Genomic DNA, 17,658 nt, shown 5'->3' with positions numbered 1-17,658 from the left:
AAGGATAAAGTCTGTCCCTCAGGGGAGAGTCAAGGCGTGCAGCAGGGCCTTGGCATAGCCGGGTAATGCGGCGAAGTCCCGGGCACAGAGCAGCAGTTTGCGTTGGCCCCAGGGTTCTTGCAGGGCGAGGCTTTTGAGGGGCTGTCCGCCTGACCTGCGTTCGACCGCGGCCAGCGGTACGATTGCCAGCCCCGCCCCTCGGGCGACCATGCGCATCACGCCATCGAAGCCATCGGCGCGGATGCGAATCTGCATGCGCAGGCCGGCGTGAAGCGCCTGCTCTTCCAGGTACACGGCCAAGGCGCTGCTGGCATTCAGGCCGACGTAGTCGTGATGCAACGTGTCGGTGAAGCTCACTGAGGTCGCCAGTGCCAGGGGATGTTCCCGGGGCATGATCAACACCAGCGGATCATCGCGGAACGGTCGGGTTTGCAGGTCATCGGTGTCCACCGCGTCGGAAACGATGCCGAGGTCCGCCGCCCCCTGGCGCAAGGCGTGGGTGATGCGGGTGCTGGGCAGTTCCTGCAGGTCGATGTCGAGGTTGGGATGGCTACGCAGGAAATCCGCGAGCAACTCTGGCAGGTACTCGGTGATCGCCGTGGTGTTGCACAGCAGCCGCACCTGGCCTTTGACGCCCTGGGCGTATTCGGCCAGTTCCTGTTGCAGGCGTTCGGCCTGTTGCAGCAGGACCCGGGCGTGTTGCGCCAAGACTTTGCCTGCGGCTGTGGGCGTGACGCCCCGGCGACCCCGTTCGAGAAACCCGGTGCCCAACGACGACTCCATGGCACGGATGCGTGCACTGGCCGCTGCCAGGGACAAATGGCTGCGTGCGGCGCCGGCGGTGATGTTGCCGGTGTCGAGGATGTTCAGGTACAGGCGCAGGTCGGTCAGGTCGAAGTGCATTACAGCAACCTCTGGATGTGTGTTGTCTGGGAGGACGCCATCGCGAGCAGGCTCGCTCCCACAGGGGATCGTATTTCTTCTGCGAGAACTCGGTCCACTGTAGGAGCGGGCTTGCCCGCGAAGAGGCCAGTCGCTTCAGCGAAATACTCAGCCTCTGTCAAAGCAAGAGGCAACCTCAGTATATGGCAGATTTTCAATCAACCCGCGCGGGCTCACCATAGCCCCATGAATACACTCTCGGCGTTTTATCAGAATCTCGGGGTGGCCCTTTCGCTGTTCGTTATCGGCACATTTGTGCTGGCCGGCATGATCAAGGGCGTGATCGGCCTCGGCCTGCCGACCGTTGCCATGGGCCTGCTCGGCCTGGCTATGGCGCCGACGCAGGCTGCGGCGCTGCTGATCATTCCGGCGACCCTGACCAACGTCTGGCAACTGGCATTCGGCGGGCATCTGTCGGAGCTGGTCAAACGGTTGTGGCCGATGTTGCTGGCGATTTTCATTGGCACCGGGGCGGGCACGCTGTGGATCGGCATGAGCGGTGGTCACTGGGTGGTGCGAGGGTTGGGAGCGGCGTTGTTGCTGTATGCGCTGAGCGGATTGTGCCTGCCGAGCTTGCGCGTGAGGCCTCAAAGCGAACGCTGGCTCGGTCCATTGTGTGGTGTGCTGACCGGCGTCATCACTTCGGCCACCGGCGTGTTCGTGATTCCGGCGGTGCCTTATCTGCAAGCGCTGGGCTTGAGCAAGGACGAGCTGGTGCAGGCGCTGGGCCTGTCGTTCACCGTCTCGACCCTGGCCCTGGCCGGTGGCTTGTTATGGCGTGGCGCGCTCGGCGGGGGCGAGTTGAGCGCATCGTTGCTGGCGCTGATCCCGGCCATGCTCGGCATGTGGCTGGGGCAATCGCTGCGCCAGCGGATCAGCGTCCTGCTGTTCAAGCGTGTGTTCTTCATTGGCCTGGGTTTGCTCGGTGGCCATTTGCTGATCAGCGGCTAGCGGACGACGGGCTGATCATGTCGATGACGCGGATCTCGAAGTCCTGCTCCAGGTATTCATCGCGCTGCGCGAGGAACTGCTTCATGTGCGGCAGGTTCGAGTGCACGTCGAGGTGGGCCCGGGATTGCCAGATCTCGTAGAAGATGAACAGGGTCGGGTCCTGTTTGTCGCGCAACATGTGGTATTCGATGCAACCGGGTTCGGCTCGGCTCGCTTGCACGTAGCCGCTGAAAAACGCTTCGAAGGCATCGGATTTTTCCGGGCGGGTCTTGGCGTGCAGAATGAAGCCCTGGATTTCACTCATCTACATCTCTCATCAAGTCAGAATTGGCGTCAGTCTAAGGCAACAATCGCCTGTTGATTCGTGCCTGTAGGTCAAATGAGTTTTGCCAAATCGGCGCTTATTCCGCGCGAGGCTGATCGGTACTCTGCCGCCATCCGATTCCCGACTTTCCCGAGACCTCCCATGAAAAAAGTCCTGTTGCTCAATGGCGGCAAAAAATTTGCGCACTCCGACGGCCGCTACAACGCCACCCTGCATGAAGTCGCGTTGAGCGTGCTGGATCGCGGCGGCGTAGATGTCAAAACCACCTTCATCGACGAGGGCTACGACGTCGCCGAAGAAGTGGCCAAGTTCCTCTGGGCCGACGTGATCATCTACCAGATGCCCGGCTGGTGGATGGGCGCGCCGTGGACCGTGAAGAAGTACATCGACGAGGTCTTTACCGAAGGCCATGGCAGCCTCTATGCCAGCGACGGTCGCACTCGCTCCGACGCCTCGCAGAAATACGGCAGCGGCGGCCTGATTCACGGCAAGCAATACATGTTGTCGCTGACCTGGAACGCCCCGCAGCAAGCCTTCGACGATCCGACCGATTTCTTCGAGTCCAAAGGTGTGGACGCGGTGTACTTCCCGTTCCATAAAGCCAACGAGTTCCTTGGCATGACCGGTTTGCCGACGTTCCTGTGTGTGGACGTGATGAAGCGTCCAAACATCGAAGGTGACGTGGCGCGTTATGAGCAGCATTTGGTTGAGGTGTTTGGCCTGAAGGCTTAACGCTCGGCTACTATCGGTCGTACCGGCAAAAAGATCGCAGCCTTCGGCAGCTCCTACAGGTGTACGCAATACTTTGTAGGAGCTGCCGAAGGCTGCGATCTTTTCCCATGCCGATTAGCGAAGAGGACACACGTGAAAGCCAGATCCGATGAATTGCAGATTTTCGTCTGCGTGATTGAATGCGGGTCGATTTCTGCGGCGGCCGAGCAGGTCGGGCAAACGCCTTCGGCGGTCAGTCGCACGCTGTCGCGGCTGGAGGCCAAGCTCGACACCACGTTGATCAATCGCACCACGCGGCGCATGGACCTGACCGAAGAGGGCAAGTACTTCTTCGAGCACGCCAAGCGGATTCTCGATCAGATGGACGAGCTCGAAGAGCGCCTGTCCTCACGCCAGCAAACGCCGTCCGGGCGGCTGCGGATCAACGCGGCTTCGCCTTTCATGCTGCACGCCATCGTGCCCTACATCGATGAGTTCCGCAGGCTTTACCCGGACATCCAGCTCGAACTCAACAGCAACGATTTGATCATCGACCTGTTGGAGCAGAGCACCGACATCGCCATCCGTATCGGCACCCTGACCGACTCGACATTGCATGCCCGCTCCCTGGGCTGCAGCCCGCTGCACATCGTCGCCAGTCCGGCCTACCTGGAAAAGCACGGCACACCGCAAGCCGTGGCTGACCTGGCCCACCATACGCTGCTGGGGTTCACCCAGAACGAAGGACTCAACCAATGGCCGCTGCGTTACGTGCATGGCGATCGCTGGCCGATCCAGGCATCGATCAGCGCCTCCAGCGGCGAGACCATCCGCCATCTCGCACTGGACGGCCAGGGCATCGCCAGCCTGTCGCATTTCATGACCATCGAAGATATTCGTGCCGGACGCTTGAAAGTGTTGTTGGCCGAATTCAACAGCGGCTATCGCCAGCCGATCAACGCGGTGTACTACCGCAATTCGCAGCTGGCCCTGCGGATTCAATGCTTCCTGGACTTTATCCAGGGCAAGTTGGCGGATTATGCGAGCGCAGACTTCAAGGGCTGATTCGTGATTCCTGCGCAAAAGTGAATTGGGTCAGGTGGCATTTTTCGGCAGTGATCGCTCCTTGATACTCCTTGCATCACCAATCATCGCAGGGAGTTTCTCCATGAACGTATTCGTTACCGGTGCTGCCGGTTTTATCGGCGGCTCCATCGCCACGGGCCTGGTCCAGGCCGGCCACAACGTCACCGGTCTGGTACGCAGCGCCGAACAAGCCGATGAACTGCGTGCACTGGGCATTTCTCCGGTGGTGGGCAGTCTGGAAGACCATGCCCTGTTGGCCGATCAGGCGCTGGCTGCCGACGCGGTGATCAACGCGGCCAGCAGTGATCATCGTGGTGCGGTGGAAGCCCTGCTCGATGCCCTGCGCGGTGCTGGCAAAGTGTTCCTGCACACCAGCGGTTCGAGCATCGTCGGTGATGCTTCGGGCGGTAAGTCCAGTGATGTCATCTACTTCGAAGACAATCTGCCGGAGCCGACCGTCGACAAGGCTGCGCGCGTGGCCATCGATAATCTGATCCTGGCGGCGGCCATGGATGGGGTGAATTCGGCGGTGATCTGCAACACGCTGATCTACGGTCACAGCCTGGGCGTCCATCGCGACAGCGTGCAGTTGCCGCGCCTGCTCAAACAGGCGCGCAAAAGCGGCGTGGTACGCCATGTCGGCACGGGCCGGAACATCTGGTCCAATGTGCACATCGAAGACGTGGTTTCCCTGTACCTGCTGGCGCTGACTGAAAACGTACCCGGCACCTTCTACTTCGTTGAAAGCGGTGAAGCGTCGTTCATCGACATGACCACCGCGATGGCCCGGGCGCTGAACCTGGGCGAACCGCAGGACTGGCCGCTCAAGGACGCGGAAGCCGAGTGGGGCTATGAAATGGCCAACTATGGCCTTGGCTCCAACAGTCGGGTGCGCGGCAAGCAGGCTCGGGAATTGTTGGGCTGGGTGCCGAAGCGCACGTCGGTGGTTGAGTGGATTCGCGGCGAGATGGTTTGAGTTCGCATTAGACCGAGTTGCAGCTATCGCGAGCAAGCTCGCTCCCACATTTGATCTCCATAGGGCACGGATTTTGTGTTCGACGCAGATCCCTTGTGGGAGCGAGCTTGCTCGCGATGGCGTTTGCGGAGGCACAACAACTGGTCGGTCTGACTGCATTTCCGTAACATCCGCACACTCTTTTTCGTCTCTCCCTGTGTGCGGTTCCCCATGAAAGCAAAACGTCTACGCGCCGATGTCCTGGCCGGACTTACCACGTCCTTCGCCCTGTTGCCCGAATGCATCGCTTTCGCGCTGGTGGCGCATCTCAATCCGCTGATGGGGCTCTATGGCGCGTTCATCATCTGCACCCTGACCGCGCTGTTCGGCGGGCGACCCGGCATGGTGTCCGGCGCGGCCGGCTCGATGGCCGTGGTGATCGTTGCGCTGGTGGTGCAGCACGGCGTGCAGTACTTGCTGGCCACGGTGTTGCTGGGCGGGCTGATCATGATGGCGTTCGGGCTGCTCAAGCTCGGCAAGCTGGTGCGCATGGTGCCGCACCCGGTGATGCTCGGCTTCGTCAACGGCCTGGCGATCATCATTGCCTTGGCGCAACTGGAGCACTTCAAGAACGGTGAGGCCTGGTTGAGCGGTACGCCGCTGTACATGATGCTCGGGCTGGTCGCGGTGACCATGGCCGTTGTCTATGTGCTGCCGCGCCTGACCCGTACCGTGCCGCCGGCGCTGGTGGCGATTCTCGGTGTGGGCCTGGCGGTGTATCTGCTTGGCCTGCCGACCCGCACCCTGGGCGACATGGCGCACATTGCCGGTGGCTTGCCGACGCTGGCGCTGCCGGACATCGCGTGGAATCTGGACACCCTGCGGATCATCGCGCCCTATGCGATCCTGATGGCGCTGGTCGGGTTGCTGGAAACCCTGTTGACCCTGAACCTCACCGACGAAATCACCGAGAGCCGTGGTTACCCGGATCGCGAGTGCGTGGCGCTGGGGGCGGCGAATCTGGTGTCCGGTGCGTTCGGCGGCATGGGCGGGTGCGCGATGATCGGCCAGACCGTGATCAACCTCAGTTCTGGCGGGCGCGGGCGCTTGTCCGGGTTGGTGGCCGGGGTGTCGATCCTGCTGTTCATTCTGTTTCTCTCGCCGCTGATCGAGCGCATTCCATTGGCCGCGCTGGTCGGGGTGATGTTCGTGGTGTCGCAACAGACCTTCGCCTGGGCCTCGTTGCGGGTGCTGAACAAAGTGCCGCTGAATGACGTGCTGGTGATCATCGCGGTGACGGTGATTACCGTTCTCACCGATCTGGCCATTGCGGTGCTCTGCGGCATCATCATTGCGGCGCTGAACTTTGCCTGGCAGCAGGCCCGTCAGCTGTATGCCGACAGCCACCTGGAGAACGACGGCACTAAGCTGTACCGGGTGCATGGCACGCTGTTCTTCGCCTCGACCACACCGTTTCTCAATCAGTTCGATACGGCCAATGACCCGGTGCAAGTGACGCTGGATTGCCAGCATCTGAGTTTTGTCGACTACTCGGCCATCGCCGCGCTGGGCACCTTGCGCGAGCGCTACGCCAAGGCCGGCAAGCATCTGCGGGTGCTGCATTTGTCCGAGCGTTGCAAGAAATTGCTCAAGCGCGCCAGGATGCAACACGACTGAGCGTAATAAACTCGTCCTCGACGAATACCGCGGCGGCGACGATCAGTTACCGCTGGGAGACTGACATGCTGTACGACACGCTGATTCGCAACGCCCTGATCATCGATGGCAGCAACAGCCCCGGTTACCCCGCCGACGTGGCCATTCTCGACGGGCGCATCGAGCGTATTGGCGACTTGCGCGATGCCCACGCCAGCGAGGAAATCGACGCGCAGGGCCATGTGCTGGCGCCGGGTTTCATCGACGTGCACACCCATGACGACACCGTTGTGATTCGTCAGCCGCAGATGCTGCCCAAGCTCAGCCAGGGCGTGACCACGGTGATCGTCGGCAACTGCGGGATCAGTGCTTCGCCGGTGAGTTTGCGTGGCGATCCGCCGGACCCGATGAACCTGCTCGGTACGGCTGCGGCGTTCGTTTATCCGACCTTCCACGATTACCGCGCGGCGGTCGAAGCGGCGAACACCACGCTGAACGTTGCCGCGCTGGTCGGCCATACGGCGTTGCGCAGCAATCATCTGGACGACCTGTTCCGCACCGCCACGGCAGATGAAATCAGCGCGATGCGCGAGCAACTGCGCGAAAGCCTTGAGGCTGGCGCCTTGGGCCTGTCCACCGGCCTTGCCTATGCCAGCGCCTTCTCGGCGTCCACCGAGGAAGTGATGCAGCTGACTGAAGAGTTGACTGCGTTCGGGGCGGTCTACACCACCCATTTGCGCAGCGAGTTCGAACCGGTGCTGGAGGCCATGGACGAGGCGTTCCGGATCGGTCGTCATGCGCAAAGCCCGGTGATCATTTCCCACCTGAAATGTGCCGGCGCCGGTAACTGGGGGCGTAGTCCGCAGCTGCTGGCGTCCCTCGAACAGGCAGCGAAAACCCATCCGGTCGGTTGCGATTGCTATCCATATGCGGCGAGCTCATCGACCCTGGACCTCAAGCAAGTTACCGATGCCCACCGTATCACCATCACCTGGTCGACCCCGCACCCGGAAATGGGCGGCCGCGACCTGATGGACATCGCCGCCGAATGGAATGTGCCGTTGCTGGATGCCGCTCGCCAACTGCAACCGGCCGGTGCGGTGTACTACGGAATGGATGAGGCGGATGTGCGCAGAATCCTCGCGCATCCGCTGTCGATGGTCGGCTCCGACGGCTTGCCGGAAGACCCGTTTCCGCACCCACGCTTGTGGGGCGCATTCCCCCGGGTGCTCGGACATTTCAGCCGTGACGTCGGATTGTTCCCGTTGCACACCGCCGTGCACAAAATGACCGGGCTGTCGGCGGCTCGCTTCGGTTTGAAGGAACGCGGCGAAATCCGCGAAGGCCATTGGGCCGACCTGGTGTTGTTCGATCCGGCAACCATCCGCGATGTCGCCGATTTCAACGATCCGCAGCAGGCGGCACAAGGTATCGAGGGCGTATGGGTCAACGGTGTGTTGAGCTACCGCGATGGTCAGGCCAACGGGCGCAGGGAAGGGCGGTTCCTGGCACGGGAAGGGGATTTGCGTACGGGGTTTCAGTGAGTTTCGAGGACTGCGCCAGCACTCGCGCGCCCTCTAGAACTCGACGACATCCAGGTTCCACCAGCAATCATCATTAACAATTGTGTGGAGGCTCAAGGCTAGTCGAAGGGTCGCTGAAACTCATACAGTTATTCCCTTGAGGTTATATTCCGCAGGTGGCATATTTGTATGAAATGGGACGTTGAATACACGGATGAATTTGGCGATTGGTGGGGCAATCTGAATGAAAAGGAGCAGGCTTCAGTATCGGCGAGTGTCGACTTGCTGGAGCTCTTCGGACCGGGTCTCGGATTTCCCCACAGCAGCGACATCAAGGGTTCGCGACATGGCAATCTCCGAGAGCTGCGGATACGGCATGGTGGTCGCCCTTATCGCGTGTTGTATGCATTTGATCCGCGTCGATGTGCGTTATTGCTGATCGGTGGCGATAAGACCGGTCAGGATCGCTGGTATGAAGTTCATGTCCCCGTGGCCGAAAAGCTGTATGACGAACATTTGGAAACACTGGGTAAAGAGGGCCGCAACGATGGCTAAAAAATTCGCTGAGCTTCAAGCACGCATGTCGCCTGAGTCACGTGCCGATGCAGAGCAGTTGCTCCGACAACACTTGAAAGAAATGCCTCTGCATGAGCTTCGAAAAGCCCAGGAACTGAGCCAGGAAACATTGGCCAAGGCCCTGCACATCAACCAGGCGGCGATCTCGAAAATGGAACGGCGCACAGACATGTACATCAGCACCTTGCGCAACTACATCCGCGCGATGGGTGGCGAGTTGGAAATCATCGCCACCTTTCCTGAAGGCCAGGTAAAAATCGAAAACTTCGCCAAATAGGCAGCTCGACTGCCTGGAATGAGAGAAGCCCTTTATTCAAAGGGCTTCCTGGCAACGCGCTGACGTGTTCGGCCTAGACCCTGAAGTGACTCACCATCATCTGCAACTGATTCCCCAGCCGCGCCAGTTCAACACTCGACGCTGCCGTTTCATCACTCGCAGCAGCAGTCTGTTCGGACACGTCGCGCACGTTGATGATGCTGCGGCTGATCTCTTCGGCCACGGCGCTTTGCTGTTCGGCAGCGGCGGCGATCTGCTGGTTCATCGACTGGATGCTGGACACCGTGCGGGTGATGTTCTCCAGCGACTCGCCGGCCTTGCGGGTCAGGGCCACGCTGCTGTCGGTGAGGACGCGGCTGTTGTTCATCACCGCCGACACTTGTTGCGTGCCGTTCTGCAAGCCGGCCACCAGGCCTTCGATTTCCTCGGTGGATTTTTGCGTGCGCTGGGCCAGGCCGCGGACCTCGTCGGCCACCACGGCAAAACCACGACCGGCTTCACCGGCACGGGCCGCTTCGATGGCGGCGTTGAGCGCCAGCAGGTTGGTCTGTTCGGCCACGGCCTTGATCACGTCCATGACGCTGCCGATCTTGTCACTTTCCCGTTGCAGCACGCTCATGGCCTCGGTGGAACGCACCACTTCGCTGGCCAGACGCTCGATCTGGGCGATGGCTTCGTTGACCACTTTGTCACCTTCACGGGCTTCGCCATCCGCCGCCGCAGCGGCTTGCGAGGCTTCTTCGGCGTTGCGCGCGACTTCCTGCACCGTGGCGGTCATCTCGTGCATGGCGGTGGCCACCTGATCGGTCTCGACTTTCTGGCTGTTGACCCCGGCACTGGTCTGTTCGGTCACAGCCGACAGCTCTTCGGCGGCGCTGGCGATCTGGGTCACGCCGTCGCGGATGCCGCTGATCAAGTCGCGCAGGGTCACGCCCATGCGCGCAATGCCTTGCTGCAACACGCCGAGTTCATCGCGACGGCTGACCACCACGTTCTGGGACAGGTCACCGCTGGCGATGCGATCGACCACCGCCAGGGTTTCGCGCAGTGGACGGGTAATCTGGCGAGTGATGACCACGGCGGCAATGATGCCCACCAGCAACGCCAGTAATGTGCTGATCAGTTGCAGGGTGCGCGCCTGGGCGCTTTCGGCGTCACGGCGATCGAGCTGAGTCTGATACAGCTGATCGCTCTGGGCCACGATGGTGGCACCCTGGTCGGTCATTTCCTTGCGCGCTTGCACCGCGTCATTGCTGGCGGCCTTGTAGGCCTGCAAGGCACCGCTATAGTTGCCAAGCGCCGTTTCCAGCTGACGCAGGGCGTCTTGCTGCGAATCGGCGAAATGCGCATTCAGCGGTTTCAGGCTGGCAATGGCGGCGTCCAGTTGGCCGACGGCTTTTTGCTCTGTCTCGGCATCGGTACTGGCGGTGTAGCCACGCACTTCGTAACGGGCCAGCAGGAACGCTTCCTTGGCCGCAGTGATGGCCTGGAACTGTTCGAAGCGCTGGTCGCTCAATGGCATTTGCTGCACGCGGGTATTGATGTCATTGATCAGCGTGTTGGCGGTTTCGGCGTTGGCACTCATGGCGTCGCGGGCGCTGTTGCCGGCGCGATAGGCGTTGCGCATCTTGCCCAGGGACGTCTTGTAGGCATCGATGACGGCGCCTTGCTCTCGCAGCAGCTTGAGGTTTTCCGGGCTCTTGAACTTCGCCAGCAGGGCTTGCTGCTGGGCCGAGAAGGCGTCGAGGGTGGTCTGTACGCTCTGTGCGGCGGTTTCGTCGCCGTTGGTCAGCATGTATTGCAGGCGAACCACGCGCAGCTTGGTCAGGCCGGCGTTGAGCTGGGTGATGTCGCTCATCCAGTTACTGCGGTCGATCAACCCGCCCAGGCTGGTCCAGCCGGTCAGAGCGAGGATGCAGGTCAGTGCCAGGACCAGGCCAAATCCCAGGCCCAGTTTCAGGTTCACGCTGATGTTGCCGAACCAGCTATTCATCACATTCCTCCAGGAACTTAGTGCTTCTCAATCGTCGGTTGGCTGGAAGATTGTTTTTTTTGGGGGCCGCCAAGCTGTGTAAGCAGGATGTATCGGCAGCAATCCCGGGAGCTGAAAGGTTTTTGTGCGGCGGATTCTGTAACAAGGTTTTTGCAATGCTTTAAGCTTTTTTTCACATGTCTTTCACCCGCCGGCAACGCACGTTTCTTTAGCCTTTCGGGATCTAATGAGGTGTTGCGTGCCGGTGAGGCGGCTTGATGTGGAATTGAGACTGAGTCTTTTCGGGAAAAAACGCTCGATCGATCTGAACCGCTATGCTCGCTATCGCAATGCCGCCGTGGTGTTGGCCTCGGCGCTGCTGGTCATCCCGCTGACCGTATTTTTGTTACGTCCCGCCACCGCACCGGACCTGGCTCACGGCAATTTAGCCGGTGCACAGGCTTTGATGACGGGATGGGCCAAGGGCGACATGATCGTGCTGGTGCGTCACGTCGAGCGCTGCGATCACTCCTCGGCGCCTTGCCTGATCGGCAACGATGGCATTACCGAGCGCTCTCGCAGTGTTGCCGAGAGCCTCGGGGCACAGTTCAAGCACCTGGGCCTGGACAAGGCCGATATCTACAACAGCCCGATATTGCGTACAGCGCAGACCGCCAACTTCATGTTCAACAAGGTTGGCACGGGTGAAAACTGGCTGATCAGTTGCAAGGGCACCATGCTGCGCGACACGCTTGGGCATAAAGTGGCTGGGCGTAACCTGATTCTGGTGACCCACAGCGAGTGCATGGAGCAACTGGAAAAAGACCTCAAGTTACCGACTTCGACCCTGGGTTATGGCGCTTCACTGTTTATTTCCGCCGAAACCCCGCAGACTCCGCGCTTGCTTGGCTTCATCGACGCTTCCGACTGGAGCTCGGTGAGCACTCATTGAGTTTTTTCCTTCTCTTTTTTAATCAGGACTCACAATGCTGACCGCTTCTCGCTACCGCTTTTACTGGGTGAATTTCGGTATTCCGCTGGCCTGCGCGGTCGCGGTGTTTCTGATGTTCGACATGACCGGCATCGACATCGCCTTCAACAATTACTTTTTTGATCCGGTAACGCAGACGTACCCGTTGGACCATGTCCATCTGTTCGAAAAAATCACCCATAAATGGGCGCGGATCATTCCCAACTGGACCGGCGAAATTGCGATTATCGGTGCCTTGCTGTCGTTTCTCTGGCCGCGCCTGAAGGCTGAAAAGCACTCGAAAATCATCGCTTTCCTGGAGAAAATCAAAGTCGCACCGGTGCTGCGCTTTGCCACCCGGCACCGTCGCGATTTTCTCTACGTGGTGTTCGCGTTTTCCATCAGCACCGGGGTCATTCACTACCTCAAGGGCCACACCAGCGTGTATTGCCCGATCGAGACGACCCAGTACGGCGGCAAAAAGGAGCACGTTGAGTGGTATGAGAATTTCGACCTGCTGAAAGTCGCTGGTGACGGTCGTTGCTGGCCGGGCGGACACGCATCGGGCGGGTTCACCATGCTGGCGTTGTACTTCGTGGCTCGCCGTTATCGCTGGCGCTATTCCAAGGCAATCATGTACGGCTCGCTGACCCTCGGTTTCATCTACGGTACAACGCGGGTGCTGCAAGGCTGGCACTACATGTCCCACACCCTCTGGGCCGGGATCTTTGTGTGGCTGGCGTGTTTGCTGACGGCGCTGGCGTTTTACGGGCGAGCGAGGCTGGAACAGCCGGTGCTCTCCAAAGCGCAAAAACCGGTACCGGCGACTCAGACTGAACCAGTGAATTGAGTCCGCTTTGAACGGCGAAACCCGCAACCCGAAAGGGCGGCGGGTTTTTTCTTGCCCGAGGAAACCTCCAGTGAGCTCAGGGATTGTGTGCGACTGCGATCAACGATGGGACAGGGCGCGACATGACTTCTGGCTACCGGAAAAGGAAGGCCGAAAAAAACAGGCTGGAAAAAAGTAAACGGAACGATTTCTTAACAAATCGTGAACAACTGCTGTGATCTATTGAGGGTGAAGGTCGACCTTCATTTCGCCACCCTGTCTGGCTTTCCAAGCCCAGTGAGTTCCTGATTGAAACGCACAAATTCCACCTCGATTTCTGCAAAACGTTTGGTGCTCCGAAGGATCGCGCTTGGCTCTGGTATTGCCTTCGCTCTTCTACTGGCGGTCGGTGGTTACTGGCTGTTTACGCCGCCATCGCCGTACGTTCCGTTGAATGGTCTGGACCCTGCATCGGCGTCGATGATCGCGGTGGGCGATCAGGGTAGCGGTGACTTGCAACAGTGGCGGGTGGGGCAAGCCATGGAGCGGGTTGCGTCCAGGGAGGGGCGCCTGGACATGGTGGTTTTCCTCGGCGACAACTTCTACGGCAAGCCATTGACCAGCACCCACGATCTCCACTGGGAAACCCGATTCGAGCGTGTCTATTGGGGCCATTGGCTCAGCCATGTGCCGTTCTACGCGGTGCTGGGCAACCACGATTACCCGGTGTCGCAAAAATACGAGATCGAGTACGGCCAACAGCACAAGGGATCGGGCCGTTGGCAGATGCCGGCGAATTTCTACGTCAAGGATTTCGGTGACGTTGACGGGCGGCCATTGGTGCGGATGGTGTTCCTCGACACCTCGGCGCCACGTGAGAGTTTGCAGCAGCAAATCGACTTGATCGATCAGGCGTACCAGGCACCCGGACCGGCACCGGTATGGCGAATAGCCGCGTCCCATCACCCGGTGCGCAATCAAGGCAAGCATGACGAGGAGTCGAATCTGCTCACATGGCTCTTGCCAGTGTTGCAACGCAACCACGTCGATCTGCTTTTGTCGGGTCATGATCACAACCAGCAATTGCTGTTGCGTGCAGGCGAACCCGCTTGGGTGATTTCCGGGGCCGGTGGCAAGAGGCTGTCTGCCTTGCAAACGCCAACACCGGATAGCACCTTTACTGACTCGCGGGCTGGTTTTGCCAAACTCGATCTGAGCGCCACTCAACTCAGGCTGGGGTATTACAACGACCGCGGCGATCTGGAATCCGGCTTTCGCTGGGTCAGAGACTGCCAGTGGATGGCCAAAGGCTGTTTGCTACCCGAGCCATCGCAAGGGAGCGTCGCGCAGGTGGCACAGTGATGGGCGCAAACCCGCAGGCAAAAAAAAGCCCGCGGGAGAGCGGGCAAACCGTAGTTTCTTGAATGAGCGAGCGAAATGTACAGGCTGGCGCGGGGTGGTGGGGTGAAGAAAAATTCATCTCGCTCAAAGCCCCGTACCGGAGCTTGCGACACCGCTACGGCAAATGATCCGCGGCAAAGTCGGCTTCCGACCGGGCCCGCAAGCGGCCCTTGCGGCAGGCTTGCTGGAATCGCTCGAAATCACGCTCGTTGTGCTCGGTATAGCCCTGGGCATATTTATAGAGCGCGTCGGCCAGTGCGTCGCTCTTGCCGATGTAGCCGCTGATCACCGCCGCGTGCCCGGAAGACTTGGCATGGGCGCGAGCCAGGGCCCGGCCGCAGAGCCGACCATAGGCTGCGAATGCGTCGCCATCGAAGGTCTCGAGTTCGGCGGAGATTTTCATGTCGCGCAATTGCCGCACATAGAAATGCCGCCCGCTGGGGCCGGTGGTCCAGCCGAGGAACAGGTCGCTGGCCGATTGCATCAACCGCTGCCCGTCGACGACCCGCTGCCCTTCATGCCGCACCCGTGACTTGGCTTTCACGTAGCCGGCGAGCACCGAGCGTCGCGCCTCCTTGAATTGCAGGAACAGCGGGAACTCCTGATCGTCGGTCAGCAGCGCCACCAGGCAACGGGTGCCGACACTGCCCACGCCCACCACTTTGAATGCCATGTCCTGAACGTGAAAGCGCGACACCAGATCACGGCGGTCCGCTTGCAGGGTGCCGCGATAGTCGCGCATGAAGGTGTCGTAGAGCGGGCGCCAGTCCGAGAGACGCAACCAGTCATCATCGGCATCCAGCAGCGTGGTGTTTTTGTGCAGGTGGAAAATTTCCGGCAGGTCATCGCGAATGATCAGACGACCATGGGCGTCGCGCTCGCTGATTTTTGGCAGCAGTTCGGCATGGGTGCGACGCTCGGCTTTTTCGATGGCGCGTTGCACATGTTCCAGCGTGCTTTTGTTGGCCTGCGCGAGCAGGTCGTCATAGCTGATGGATTCGTACCAGGTTTCCAGCGAACTTTGTTCGGCGCATTCGAGCATGGTTTTCTGATAGGCGCCCACGACCTGATGGCAGACCATTTCTTCAACCGTTTCCCCATGACGCAGATCGCGAGCCGCCACCAGGAAACTCGCCACCAGGCGTTTCAAGTCCCACTCCCACGGCCCGGAGTGGGCCTCATCGAAGTCGTTGACGCTGAACAGCAGGTTGCGTTCAGGCGTTGCGAAACCGCCGAAATTCATCAGGTGGCTATCACCGCAAATCGGTGAAACCAGCCCCATGTTCGAGGTTCCCGCCAGGTCGTGGGCCTGCAGCAGCGCATTGCCGCGATAGAAGGTGAAAGGTGACACCAGCATGCGTCCGTAGCGCAACTCCACCAGCGATTTGATGCGTCCTTCACTCGACGCCTTGATCAGCGGTATGGGGTCGCGATCGACATTGCCCAAGGCTGCTTGCGAACTGCGGGAGCACTTCTTGCGCGCATCCTTGCCTTGCTTCAAACGGTCGGTGAGGGTGGTCATGGAAGCCTATTCGACAGGGGTTACAGGGCGATTGCGGATTGAGTGTAGAAGGGCTTTGCGGGTTCATCCGAAGTGTTTGCGCAGCGACTAATCTGTCTGTCAGGCATCGACTTGATGCCACCACCTGGAAACAGGGAGGCCCGTGTTTTCATTGCCGGTTTCACTGCTGCTGGCGTTCCTCATCGGCTGGGTCTCGCAGCGCATGGGCATGTGCCTGGTCAATGCCATCGGGCTGCTGCTCAAGCGGCGGCCGACCCTGTTCGTGTCGCTGGTCAGTTGTGGCTTGTTCGGTCTGTTGCTCGCACCGCTCTATGCCTTGTCTGGCGTCAGTCAGCCGCTGTTCATCCCTGAGGTCGGCTATCTGTCACTGGTCGGTGGCGGGTTGCTGTTCGGCCTCGCGTCGGTGCTCAACGACGGATGCAGTGTCGGCACCCTCACCAAGCTTGCCAGCGGCAATCTCAACAAGGTTTTCACCATCCTCGGCTGGGTGCTGGGCATCGTACTGTGGCATCACCTGAACATGCTGCCCGAACACCGGGCGCTGCAAATGCCGATGATCACCAGCCGTCATTACTGGCTGGTCATTGGCATCGTGCTGCTGATTTTGCTGTTCCTGATCCGGATTCACGGCGACAGACACCTGGTGCTGTCGAGCCTGCTCCTGGGGGCGTTGACCAGCGCCCTCTACACCTTTGAACCGCTGTGGACGCCTAGCGTGTTTTTCTACGATCTCTCGCAATTGTTCTGGGTCTCGGGTGACACATCATTGACCAGCCCGCGTGTGGCGGTGTTCGCCATGCTGATGCTGGGCATGCTCTGTTACACCTTGCATCGCCGCACCTTCAACTATCAGCGGTTTGCAGTGATGACAGCGGGCAGGCATTTGCTCGCGGGCGTGTTGATGGGGACCGGTGCATCGATGATGCTGGGCGGCAATGACTCGCAGATTTTGTTGGTGTTTCCGACGCTGACCTGGGCGGGAGCGGTGCCGTTGGTGTCGATTGTGTTGGGGATATTGGTGGGGGTTGGGGTGAGGCGGCTGCGTGCTTGAAGATCGCGGCTCTGGAGTTGGACGACCTCAATGAGACCGTCCATTTTTCAAGGATCAAACCTGCATCTGCAATCGCCGCCCAACCACATCCAGCAAATCGCAACCATCGCGCAGGGACGTGACCAGCACCCGCGCCAGTTCGCTGTAAACACCCTCGTCAGCCGCGAAGCTCTCCAGCAATTGCGTCGCGGTTCGAATGCGATAGGCGGCTGTTTCGTGCAGCACATCCAGCGGTGCCTCGGTGTCGATCAGCAGCGATGCGATGGTGCAGTCGATGCCGGTCATCGGCATGTATCGATCCATTTCAGGCCTCCACTTCGTCGAGAGGCGCGATGTTGTCCAGTGCCCGGTTCACCAGCAATTGCGCCAGCACGGCCAACTGCTGGATCGCCAGGGCGATGTTGCGACGCGAGCTTTCAAGTTCACAGGCAAGGTCGGTGCTCATGACGTTGAGCGAGGCCAGGGTTTCGCTGGCGTGGGTGAGCAGGGACGGTGTGTCGATGTCGGGGCGGATCGTGAAGACGTGGCTGATGGGGTCGAGGTGATTGGGGTTGCGGAGGCGGGCGCTGATGGCGGGTTCGGTGGTTTTGGAGAGGTTGGACAAGTCGATTGGATCTTCAGATGAATCGGCTGGTGATTCCGGGGGATTGGGGCTGTTCTTTTTCAAGATGGCATTCCTCACACTGTTTAGAGAAGCTGCCATCCCCTGCTGTCAAACAGGATTGGGTGGCAGCTATACGCGGGTTGACAGACCGGAAGTGTAAATCGGCATAGGGGACGGCCTTGCCGTTCCCCTGCCACACCACCCGGCATGCGGGTCCGCACCGGGCGGTTCGAGAGATTGAGGTCAGGAGAGACGCGGCAATCCCAGGCGATCAAACCAAGCCAGATTCAGCACCCGATTCAACCAA

18 protein-coding genes and 1 pseudogene are annotated in these 17,658 nt (G+C 60.0%); 12 read left to right on the top strand and 7 right to left on the bottom strand.

All coding sequences use genetic code 11. The features are described from left to right. Nucleotides 1-18: 18 nt before the first annotated feature. On the bottom strand, nucleotides 19-903 hold the full coding sequence (locus AC1DKH_RS28350; protein WP_477799999.1) for a LysR substrate-binding domain-containing protein: 885 nt from the start codon (nucleotides 901-903) through the stop codon (nucleotides 19-21). Between the two features lie 225 nt (nucleotides 904-1,128). Between AC1DKH_RS28350 and AC1DKH_RS28345 the strand changes: the two genes are divergently transcribed. Beyond that, the gene (locus AC1DKH_RS28345) at nucleotides 1,129-1,893 is read left to right on the top strand and encodes a sulfite exporter TauE/SafE family protein (protein ID WP_477799998.1); all 765 of its coding nucleotides are present in this window, start codon (nucleotides 1,129-1,131) and stop codon (nucleotides 1,891-1,893) included. On the opposite strand, the gene AC1DKH_RS28340 is transcribed toward AC1DKH_RS28345, so the two are convergent. Then, entirely contained in the window at nucleotides 1,883-2,197 is a 315-nt protein-coding gene (locus tag AC1DKH_RS28340; RefSeq protein WP_477799997.1) for a putative quinol monooxygenase, read from the bottom strand. The two genes, AC1DKH_RS28345 and AC1DKH_RS28340, sit on opposite strands and share 11 nt — an antisense overlap. Nucleotides 2,198-2,359: 162 nt before the next feature. Between AC1DKH_RS28340 and mdaB the strand changes: the two genes are divergently transcribed. The 7 genes from mdaB to AC1DKH_RS28305 all read left to right on the top strand — a co-directional run bounded on the left by mdaB (nucleotide 2,360) and on the right by AC1DKH_RS28305 (nucleotide 9,002). Further along, nucleotides 2,360-2,950: an NADPH:quinone oxidoreductase MdaB gene (gene mdaB / locus AC1DKH_RS28335; protein WP_477799996.1), complete on the top strand. Its 591-nt coding sequence runs from the start codon at nucleotides 2,360-2,362 to the stop codon at nucleotides 2,948-2,950. 132 nt (nucleotides 2,951-3,082) lie between these two features. Beyond that, on the top strand, nucleotides 3,083-3,994 hold the full coding sequence (locus tag AC1DKH_RS28330) for a LysR family transcriptional regulator (protein WP_150812857.1): 912 nt from the start codon (nucleotides 3,083-3,085) through the stop codon (nucleotides 3,992-3,994). A 103-nt stretch (nucleotides 3,995-4,097) separates the two neighbouring features. Beyond that, complete coding sequence (locus AC1DKH_RS28325; protein WP_477799995.1) at nucleotides 4,098-4,991, top strand: NAD-dependent epimerase/dehydratase family protein; 894 nt, start codon at nucleotides 4,098-4,100, stop codon at nucleotides 4,989-4,991. 210 nt (nucleotides 4,992-5,201) lie between these two features. Further along, nucleotides 5,202-6,647 (top strand): SulP family inorganic anion transporter, encoded by a 1,446-nt coding sequence (locus AC1DKH_RS28320; RefSeq protein WP_477799994.1) that lies wholly within the window; start codon nucleotides 5,202-5,204, stop codon nucleotides 6,645-6,647. 65 nt (nucleotides 6,648-6,712) lie between these two features. Continuing rightward, nucleotides 6,713-8,170, top strand: coding sequence for an N-acyl-D-amino-acid deacylase family protein (locus AC1DKH_RS28315; protein ID WP_477799993.1), 1,458 nt, complete (start codon nucleotides 6,713-6,715; stop codon nucleotides 8,168-8,170). 168 nt (nucleotides 8,171-8,338) lie between these two features. Next, on the top strand, nucleotides 8,339-8,704 hold the full coding sequence (locus AC1DKH_RS28310; RefSeq protein WP_477799992.1) for a type II toxin-antitoxin system RelE/ParE family toxin: 366 nt from the start codon (nucleotides 8,339-8,341) through the stop codon (nucleotides 8,702-8,704). Beyond that, on the top strand, nucleotides 8,697-9,002 hold the full coding sequence (locus AC1DKH_RS28305) for a helix-turn-helix domain-containing protein (protein WP_218429176.1): 306 nt from the start codon (nucleotides 8,697-8,699) through the stop codon (nucleotides 9,000-9,002). The genes AC1DKH_RS28310 and AC1DKH_RS28305 overlap by 8 nt, the downstream gene beginning before the upstream one ends. A gap of 73 nt (nucleotides 9,003-9,075) precedes the next feature. On the opposite strand, the gene AC1DKH_RS28300 is transcribed toward AC1DKH_RS28305, so the two are convergent. Both AC1DKH_RS28300 and AC1DKH_RS28295 read right to left on the bottom strand, forming a co-directional pair. After that, a complete protein-coding gene (locus tag AC1DKH_RS28300; protein ID WP_477800004.1) occupies nucleotides 9,076-9,939 on the bottom strand; it encodes a methyl-accepting chemotaxis protein in 864 nt (287 codons plus the stop codon). Further along, nucleotides 9,934-10,860: pseudogene (locus tag AC1DKH_RS28295) on the bottom strand (methyl-accepting chemotaxis protein); the annotation flags it as partial. The pseudogene AC1DKH_RS28295 and the gene AC1DKH_RS28300, both read right to left, overlap by 6 nt. Nucleotides 10,861-11,254: 394 nt before the next feature. Between AC1DKH_RS28295 and pmrG the strand changes: the two are divergent. From pmrG to AC1DKH_RS28280, 3 genes are all read left to right on the top strand, one after another. After that, complete coding sequence (gene pmrG / locus AC1DKH_RS28290; RefSeq protein ID WP_477760550.1) at nucleotides 11,255-11,926, top strand: lipopolysaccharide core heptose(II)-phosphate phosphatase PmrG; 672 nt, start codon at nucleotides 11,255-11,257, stop codon at nucleotides 11,924-11,926. A 34-nt stretch (nucleotides 11,927-11,960) separates the two neighbouring features. After that, the gene (locus AC1DKH_RS28285; RefSeq protein WP_477799991.1) at nucleotides 11,961-12,794 is read left to right on the top strand and encodes a phosphatase PAP2 family protein; all 834 of its coding nucleotides are present in this window, start codon (nucleotides 11,961-11,963) and stop codon (nucleotides 12,792-12,794) included. Between the two features lie 288 nt (nucleotides 12,795-13,082). Further along, complete coding sequence (locus AC1DKH_RS28280; protein ID WP_477756786.1) at nucleotides 13,083-14,135, top strand: metallophosphoesterase; 1,053 nt, start codon at nucleotides 13,083-13,085, stop codon at nucleotides 14,133-14,135. 154 nt (nucleotides 14,136-14,289) lie between these two features. Here AC1DKH_RS28280 and AC1DKH_RS28275 read toward each other — a convergent pair whose 3' ends face one another. Next, nucleotides 14,290-15,696: a DUF2252 domain-containing protein gene (locus tag AC1DKH_RS28275; RefSeq protein WP_477799990.1), complete on the bottom strand. Its 1,407-nt coding sequence runs from the start codon at nucleotides 15,694-15,696 to the stop codon at nucleotides 14,290-14,292. Between the two features lie 142 nt (nucleotides 15,697-15,838). Here AC1DKH_RS28275 and AC1DKH_RS28270 point away from each other — a divergent pair, with 142 nt between their 5' ends. After that, nucleotides 15,839-16,747: a YeeE/YedE thiosulfate transporter family protein gene (locus tag AC1DKH_RS28270; protein ID WP_477799989.1), complete on the top strand. Its 909-nt coding sequence runs from the start codon at nucleotides 15,839-15,841 to the stop codon at nucleotides 16,745-16,747. Nucleotides 16,748-16,801: 54 nt separating this feature from the next. On the opposite strand, the gene AC1DKH_RS28265 is transcribed toward AC1DKH_RS28270, so the two are convergent. Both AC1DKH_RS28265 and AC1DKH_RS28260 read right to left on the bottom strand, forming a co-directional pair. Continuing rightward, nucleotides 16,802-17,050 carry a hypothetical protein gene (locus tag AC1DKH_RS28265; protein ID WP_150727517.1) on the bottom strand — a complete coding sequence of 83 codons (249 nt, stop codon included), beginning with the start codon at nucleotides 17,048-17,050 and terminating at the stop codon, nucleotides 16,802-16,804. Nucleotide 17,051: 1 nt separating this feature from the next. Next, the gene (locus tag AC1DKH_RS28260; protein WP_477799988.1) at nucleotides 17,052-17,414 is read right to left on the bottom strand and encodes a DUF6124 family protein; all 363 of its coding nucleotides are present in this window, start codon (nucleotides 17,412-17,414) and stop codon (nucleotides 17,052-17,054) included. Between the last annotated feature and the right edge of the window lie 244 nt (nucleotides 17,415-17,658).

The sequence above is a fragment of the Pseudomonas sp. 05L36 genome (genome assembly GCF_056398125.1).
This window is presented reverse-complemented; position numbering and strand designations above follow the sequence as displayed.

Bases quoted from the DNA above. Each gene is read 5' to 3' on its own strand.
- AC1DKH_RS28325 (WP_477799995.1), top strand. From the start codon at position 4,098: ATGAACGTATTCGTTACCGGTGCTGCCGGTTTTATCGGCGGCTCCATC.
- mdaB (WP_477799996.1), top strand. From the start codon at position 2,360: ATGAAAAAAGTCCTGTTGCTCAATGGCGGCAAAAAATTTGCGCACTCC.
- AC1DKH_RS28345 (WP_477799998.1), top strand. From the start codon at position 1,129: ATGAATACACTCTCGGCGTTTTATCAGAATCTCGGGGTGGCCCTTTCG.
- AC1DKH_RS28265 (WP_150727517.1), bottom strand. From the start codon at position 17,050: ATGGATCGATACATGCCGATGACCGGCATCGACTGCACCATCGCATCG.
- AC1DKH_RS28315 (WP_477799993.1), top strand. From the start codon at position 6,713: ATGCTGTACGACACGCTGATTCGCAACGCCCTGATCATCGATGGCAGC.
- AC1DKH_RS28340 (WP_477799997.1), bottom strand. From the start codon at position 2,197: ATGAGTGAAATCCAGGGCTTCATTCTGCACGCCAAGACCCGCCCGGAA.
- AC1DKH_RS28300 (WP_477800004.1), bottom strand. From the start codon at position 9,939: ATGGGCGTGACCCTGCGCGACTTGATCAGCGGCATCCGCGACGGCGTG.
- AC1DKH_RS28320 (WP_477799994.1), top strand. From the start codon at position 5,202: ATGAAAGCAAAACGTCTACGCGCCGATGTCCTGGCCGGACTTACCACG.
- AC1DKH_RS28310 (WP_477799992.1), top strand. From the start codon at position 8,339: ATGAAATGGGACGTTGAATACACGGATGAATTTGGCGATTGGTGGGGC.
- AC1DKH_RS28285 (WP_477799991.1), top strand. From the start codon at position 11,961: ATGCTGACCGCTTCTCGCTACCGCTTTTACTGGGTGAATTTCGGTATT.
- AC1DKH_RS28275 (WP_477799990.1), bottom strand. From the start codon at position 15,696: ATGACCACCCTCACCGACCGTTTGAAGCAAGGCAAGGATGCGCGCAAG.
- AC1DKH_RS28350 (WP_477799999.1), bottom strand. From the start codon at position 903: ATGCACTTCGACCTGACCGACCTGCGCCTGTACCTGAACATCCTCGAC.
- AC1DKH_RS28305 (WP_218429176.1), top strand. From the start codon at position 8,697: ATGGCTAAAAAATTCGCTGAGCTTCAAGCACGCATGTCGCCTGAGTCA.